Origin of the sequence: Ornithinibacillus scapharcae TW25 (genome assembly GCF_000190475.1) — a bacterium.
Classification (GTDB): domain Bacteria; phylum Bacillota; class Bacilli; order Bacillales; family Amphibacillaceae; genus Ornithinibacillus; species Ornithinibacillus scapharcae.
The window spans coordinates 38861-45461 of the sequence record NZ_AEWH01000039.1 but is presented as its reverse complement, the minus strand read 5'-3'; the positions used below and the strand labels follow the sequence as shown (position 1 = coordinate 45461).

The window sequence follows — 6601 nt, the reverse complement described above, 5'->3', positions numbered from 1 at the left end:
CTTTTTTGTGGTTAGATAAGGAAATGAAACAGGTTTAAAAGACGATGAAAAAAAGCGCACCATTAATGGTGCGCCCATGATGAAGACATTATGCCATACCAAACGGACCTAATTTTCCTGAATTACTACTGTTACTGCGCAATCCTGTAAAAAAAGGTACCATTTTAGCGATGGTTTGGCCAAGATTTTGGTTGTTCTTACTCATAGTATAGTATGTTGCAGCTCCAACTCCTACAGATGCAAGAATTGGTAACCATTTGCCCTTTGTCTGCATTCAAACCAACCCTTTCTAGTGCCATATTATGTCCCCATACAAGTATAGATTACCCTATTGTGCATAAAACATAAGAGGTATCAAATACCAGTGAAAGAAGCTTCATAAGCTGCATTCATCCCAGCAATTCTTCCAGTTACTAATGCAGAAGTAATATTATACCCTCCTGTATAACCATGAATATCTAGAATTTCACCACAGAAATACAATCGATCCATTAATTTTGATTGCATGGTGTTTGGTACTATTTCCTTAATAGACACTCCCCCACCAGTTACAAATGCTTTCTCTAATGGGAGCGAACCGTTTACCTTAAATGTAAAGCCTTTAAAATCTTGTACTATATTTCGTAAGGTTTCTTTTCCTAGATTAGCCGCTTTTAATTCTTCTGTAACGTTGTGTTTTTCTAGTATAAACGTTAAGAAACGTTCCGGAACAGTACCCTTTAACAGATTTTTAACAGCTTTTTTAGGATTCTCCTCAAGTGATGATTGTAATTCGTTATATAACGCTTCTTCTGTTTTCTCAGGTAGTAGGTCTAAATGCATATCGACTGACTTCCTACCTTTCATAAGCTCTTTGACGACAAATTGTGAACAGCGTAAAACTGCAGGACCGGATACTCCAAAGTGTGTAAAAATCATATCCATTTTGTGCGAAATAATAAATTTATTCTTGTTATTTAATACGGATAAAGAAACATCCCTTAGAGATAACCCTTGAAGTGTCTTATGTTTAATAAAGTCTTCATTTGAGATAAGTGCCACCTCTGTAGGATAGAGCTCAGTAATGGTATGTCCCGCTTTCTTGGCCCAAGCATATCCATCTCCTGTAGATCCTGTATGTGGTACTGCTTTACCGCCTACAGCGATAACAATCGCTGATGTATCAATTTTATCACCATTTTCCAATATGATCGTATGCTGATCTTTACCATAGTGTACTGCTTTTACTGTTGTGTTTAGCCGTATTTTTACTTTTAATTCTTCGAGCTTATTGATTAGAGCATCCACTACACTCTTAGCAGAATTAGACACAGGAAACATCCGACCATGGTCCTCTTCCTTGAGTGCAACACCCATACCTTCAAAGAAATCTATAATATCGTAGTTATTAAATACGGAAAAAGCACTATATAAAAAACGTCCATTTCCTGGAATATGTTTTATCACTTCATCTTGTGGAAGGCGATTAGTTACATTGCAGCGGCCCCCACCAGAAATAGCTAATTTTTTACCTAATTTATTTCCCTTTTCTATAAGCATTGTTTTCGCTCCATGCTCAGCTGCAGCAATGGAAGCCATCAAGCCTGAAGGACCTCCACCAATAACGATTACGTCATATTTCAATCGAACTCATTCCTTTCAGAACTAATTTTATCATTTCCGATAGCTTGTACTCAAACAATAGCCGGTATATATTGCCTAGCACAAATAAATAAATAGTACTATAGTTGAGGTTATCCTAGAAACTGGTAGTGTGATAAAATAGGATAATGTGTAATATTTAAATGTAGATGCAGGTGAAGAAATGGCGAAATCAACGATTGTAAGAGGTGCCTTTTTATTAACAGCAGCCTCCTTTTTATCAAAATTTTTAGGAATGATATATGTAATACCCTTTAACGCTATGGTTGGGGAAGAAGGAATTGCTTTATATTCGTATGCATACTTACCATATAGTATCTTAATCACGATTGCTACAGTTGGTATCCCGCTTGCGGTTTCCAAATTTATTTCTAAATACAATTCCTTAGGGGATTACTATACTGGAATGCGGATGTTTAAGACAGGTATGTCAATTATGGCACTAACAGGTGTCGTCACCTTTCTTGCTTTGTTTTTCAGTGCTGAATTTATAGCAAAATTAATAATCTCTGATGAAGAATTACATAATAGTGTTGAAGATGTAACAATGGTTATTCGAATGGTTAGTTTTGCGTTAATTATAACACCTTCAATGAGTATATTTAGAGGTTTCTTTCAAGGAAATCAGTCCATGGGACCTACAGCGGTATCGCAAGTTATCGAACAAATTGCACGTATAGTCTTTTTATTAGTAGCTGCATTTTTTGTTATATACATTCTTGATGGAAGTAAATCAACAGCAGTTGGTTTTGCAACATTTGCTGCATTTATAGGTGCAATAGCTTCTTATATCGTATTACTTATGTACTGGAAAAAGCGTAAACCACATATTAATAAGCATATAGCTGAACAAAAATCTGTTCATAATATCCCGAAGAAAGAATTGATGGCGGAATTGTTCCGATATGCAGGTCCTTTTGTTATAGTGTCAGTTGCAATACCTGTCTTTCAATTAGTGGACACCTTTACTTTTAATAGAGCGATGACAGCAATTGGGTTAGGTGACGTAACAGAAGCATTATTTGGTGCAATTTATTCACTAGGACACAAAGTAGTCATTATTCCTGTAACATTAGCAACTGGGCTCTCTTTAGCAGTTATGCCTGTATTAACTTCTTCATTTACACAAGGCAATAAACCGCAGCTAATTAATCAGATAAACCAAGCGTTACAAATTATCATGGTCTTAGTGATTCCAGCCTCCTTTGGGTTGTCTATGCTGTCAACAGAAGCATACGGTACACTATATGGTGGAATAGGTGGCTTCTTGAAGGATGCAGGACCATTATTGAGTTGGTACGCACCAGTTGGAATCCTATTTGCTTTACTTAGTGTTACAGCTGCAATACTACAAGGTATTAATCAGCAAAATCACGCTGTAATCAATTTGTGTGCAGGAATTCTATTTAAGATACTATTTAATATACAGTTTATCCATTGGTTCGGTGCAAAAGGTTCCATATTTGCAACAGCAATTGGTGTAGGTATTGCAGTACTTTTAAATTTTGTTCGGATTAAAAAATCTGTTGAGTTTCCATTTAAAGAAATAATAAAGCGAACCATCCTTATTGGCATATTTGTACTTATTATGGGGATTGTTATTCTTGTTCTAAAACTTATTATAGGATTCATATTCCCTTATGAAGAATCTAGATTGGGCTTAATTCTAGTTCTTGGTCTTGGAGTGATAGGTGGTGGATATGTTTACCTGTGGTTCGCTTATAAATCAACATTACTGGAGCGGATATTTGGTAACCGTGTTCGCAAATTAAGTAAGATATTTCGTTGATAATGAGGTGTCATCATGAGACTTGATAAGTTACTCTCCAATATGGGGTATGGATCTCGAAAAGATGTTAAACTAATTGTGAAAAACAAACGAGTTACTGTAAATAGCAAAGTTATAAAAGACAGTGGAATAAAAGTTGACCCAAATCACGATGCGATTATGGTTGATGGAATCAAGGTAGAATATAAACCTTATATCTATATTATGATGAATAAACCACCAGGTGTCATTTCTGCAACAGAAGATCGTGTTGATAAAACTGTAATTGATCTGTTGACACCTGAGTTTAAACATTATGACCCCTTTCCAGTTGGTAGGCTTGATAAGGATACGGAGGGACTATTGCTAATAACGAATGATGGACAACTAGCCCATCAGTTATTATCACCTAAAAAAGATATTGAAAAGACATACTATGCTAGAATTTCGGGAAATGTAACCGATATAGATATAGAGGAGTTTGCAAAGGGAGTTATATTAGAAGATGGGTATCAAGCCAAACCAGCAAAATTAAAGATAATTCAAAGTGGTGCAAAGTCGGAAATAGAGGTGACCATCACGGAAGGTAAGTACCATCAAGTAAAGCGGATGTTCGAAGCTGTGGGGAAGAAAGTAATTTATTTAAAGCGATTAAGTATGGGAGAGCTGAGGTTAGATGAAACCCTTAAGCTTGGTACTTATCGTGAGTTGAATGAAGCAGAGCTTTCTTATTGTCATTCTATTAAGTGAGGGATATGAATGGGACAAACTCCACATTATTTTATAGCTATTCCGATTAAAGAAGCGTTACGTGTACAATTTGCAAATTGGCAGAGTCAATTAAAGGCTGGTCTTTCTTATAAAGTATGGCCACATGAGCAGGATCTTCATATTACGTTGAAGTTTCTAGGTGCAGTAGAAGAAGAGAAATTAGAGAAACTTCTCAATTCTTTACGTTTGATTAATCAAACAGGGTTTTCGCTTAATGTTGGGGGATTAGGGACTTTTGGAAAACAGGATAGTCCGAGAGTGTTATGGGCAGGAGTCAATAGAATAGAATCTCTAGATGAGCTCTTTTTAAAGGTTGAGAAAGCTGCTTTATCTGCCGGATTTCCAAAAGAGAACCGTCCATATCGGCCCCACATTACACTCGCCAAGAAATGGAATGGTACACCTGAACAAACCGAAATTCTTAAAGTAATGAAGGATAAATTTCAATCCATGAAGTATTCGATGGATATTGAGGAATATGTTTTATATCAAATTTTTCCTACAAAGACACCTAAATATGAACGAGTGGAAACATTCAGGCTGAAGAGGGGGGAATCGTTTGGCCCAATTAATTAAATTGCAAAATTATATTACTCGATACGAGTGGGATATTTATCGCTACCCAAGTCAATTTATTCGTCTAAAGCAAGATAATTGGAAAAAGTTACAATATCTCTGGCAAAATCAAGAGGAAATGCAATTACCAGAAAGTGAAGAAGAAACATCTAAAAAAAATAAGTGGAAATTTTTTGCGAAAAAGCATCAGGCAGATTTGGCTGAAAAACCAAGAGTAGAAGACAATCTTCCAAACTCGGAGAAAGAACTAAAACGTTATTTTTTAGATCATCTTCTACCGTTCCAATTTAAATGGGCAACATCAACTATTTCCAATGTATCCTTTGTTGAAAAGAAATACTATACGGATAAAACCTTACAATATTTCTTACAACGATTTCCGGATACATTTTTACTCATGTATTATCCTATTTTTGAAATTAGAAATGCACCTGTTGAGACGGAGATTATCCTAATTACGCCTATCGGAATTGATATAATTTACCTATTGGAAGAAACTCCAGATACTATTATATCTGCTACGGAAGAGAGAAGTTGGACATTTGAAACGAATAATAAAGTAACCAAAAAATTAAGTCCAATCTTTGCTTTGAAACGAACTGAAAAGATTGTTCGCGGAATATTGGATAAGTATGAGATTGATTTTCCAATAGAAAAGATAGTACTCTCGAGAACCAATATCATTAATTTTTTATCGGAACCTTATAAAACTAGAATAATAGGGAAAAAAGATTATGAAAATTGGTTCAAAGTGAAGCGTTCTCTATCTTCACCTTTAAAGAGCAATCAATTAAAAGGTGCAGAGGCCCTTCTAAAGCATTGTCAATCTACATATGTAAAACGCCCAGAATGGTTAGAAGAGGAAGACAATGGATTTATCATAAACGAAGAGGAATCATGAAATGTATATTTTCATCGTTAATCCAGTGGCAGGTAATGGAAGAGGCCGACGTGTTTTTAACCAATTAGCTAGGAGTGAAACGTATAGAGAAATTATTACTAGTCACTATTTTACCCATTATCCTGGTCATGCTGAGGAACTTGCTAGAGAAATCAGCTCCTCACGCTCGAAGGATGTAACAGGGATTATTGTGATTGGTGGTGATGGGACGATTCATGAAGTAATGAATGGTATTAGCGATGTTGACATACCCATTAGCTTTATTCCTGGGGGATCAGGAAATGATTTTGGTAGGGGAAGTGGCATTAAGGGTTCGCCAGCTGAAATCTTGAAGAGAATTGTTCATGATGAGAAAGGAATTCCTTATTGGCGAGGAAATTATAAATTAGATAATTCTACTGTGCGTACGTTTGTTAATAGTATTGGCTTAGGATTTGATGCGGAAATAGCGCAAAAGGCAAATCATTCTATTTATAAGAAGTTTTTTAATAAATTGCGCCTAGGCAATTTAAGTTATGTAATTGCAATTATTCAAGTACTATTTCGCTTCAAGCCTTTTCGTGCTGAGATAGAATTAGAACATGATAAAAAAGTAGTTTCTGATTGCTGGATGATTACAGTTGCAAACCATCAGTATTATGGTGGCGGAATGAAAATTATCCCAACTGCTCGAATACAACCTAATTATTTTCCTATCCTTATCATTCAAGGAATATCGAAGTGGAAAATCCTTGGCTTATTCTTAACCGTATTTACTGGTAAACATATTACGTTTAAAGAAGTACATCTTTTTCAAGCAAAACAAGTCATCATTCATACTAGTCAACCCATTACCTTTCAGGTCGATGGACAAACAGGCTCGTGTCAAAATTGCTCAATTAGTAAAAAATAAGCAGTCGAACCAAATAAAGGGTTCTTGTTTTTTTGTAATTAAATGAGGCGGA

Annotated in this window: 7 protein-coding genes; 5 read left to right on the top strand and 2 right to left on the bottom strand. The window is 35.6% G+C overall.

Features of this window, described 5'->3' with window-relative positions; genetic code table 11:
* Positions 1-88 precede the first annotated feature (88 nt).
* A complete protein-coding gene (locus G5W_RS0109620; protein WP_010096207.1) occupies positions 89-274 on the bottom strand; it encodes a hypothetical protein in 186 nt (61 codons plus the stop codon).
* 80 nt (positions 275-354) lie between these two features.
* Complete coding sequence (locus tag G5W_RS0109615) at positions 355-1623, bottom strand: BaiN/RdsA family NAD(P)/FAD-dependent oxidoreductase (protein WP_010096206.1); 1269 nt, start codon at positions 1621-1623, stop codon at positions 355-357.
* A gap of 181 nt (positions 1624-1804) precedes the next feature.
* Here G5W_RS0109615 and G5W_RS0109610 point away from each other — a divergent pair, with 181 nt between their 5' ends.
* Genes G5W_RS0109610 through G5W_RS0109590 form a run of 5 tightly spaced genes read left to right on the top strand, consistent with a single transcriptional unit; the run spans position 1805 to position 6549 of the window.
* Positions 1805-3430 carry a putative polysaccharide biosynthesis protein gene (locus G5W_RS0109610; RefSeq protein ID WP_010096205.1) on the top strand — a complete coding sequence of 542 codons (1626 nt, stop codon included), beginning with the start codon at positions 1805-1807 and terminating at the stop codon, positions 3428-3430.
* Positions 3431-3445: 15 nt separating this feature from the next.
* On the top strand, positions 3446-4159 hold the full coding sequence (locus G5W_RS0109605) for a pseudouridine synthase (protein ID WP_010096203.1): 714 nt from the start codon (positions 3446-3448) through the stop codon (positions 4157-4159).
* Positions 4160-4168: 9 nt separating this feature from the next.
* Complete coding sequence (gene thpR, locus G5W_RS0109600; RefSeq protein WP_010096202.1) at positions 4169-4756, top strand: RNA 2',3'-cyclic phosphodiesterase; 588 nt, start codon at positions 4169-4171, stop codon at positions 4754-4756.
* Positions 4740-5657, top strand: coding sequence for a hypothetical protein (locus G5W_RS0109595; protein ID WP_010096200.1), 918 nt, complete (start codon positions 4740-4742; stop codon positions 5655-5657). Before thpR ends, G5W_RS0109595 begins: the two co-directional genes overlap by 17 nt.
* Before the next feature lies 1 nt (position 5658).
* The gene (locus G5W_RS0109590) at positions 5659-6549 is read left to right on the top strand and encodes a diacylglycerol/lipid kinase family protein (protein WP_010096198.1); all 891 of its coding nucleotides are present in this window, start codon (positions 5659-5661) and stop codon (positions 6547-6549) included.
* The last annotated feature ends 52 nt before the right edge of the window (positions 6550-6601 follow it).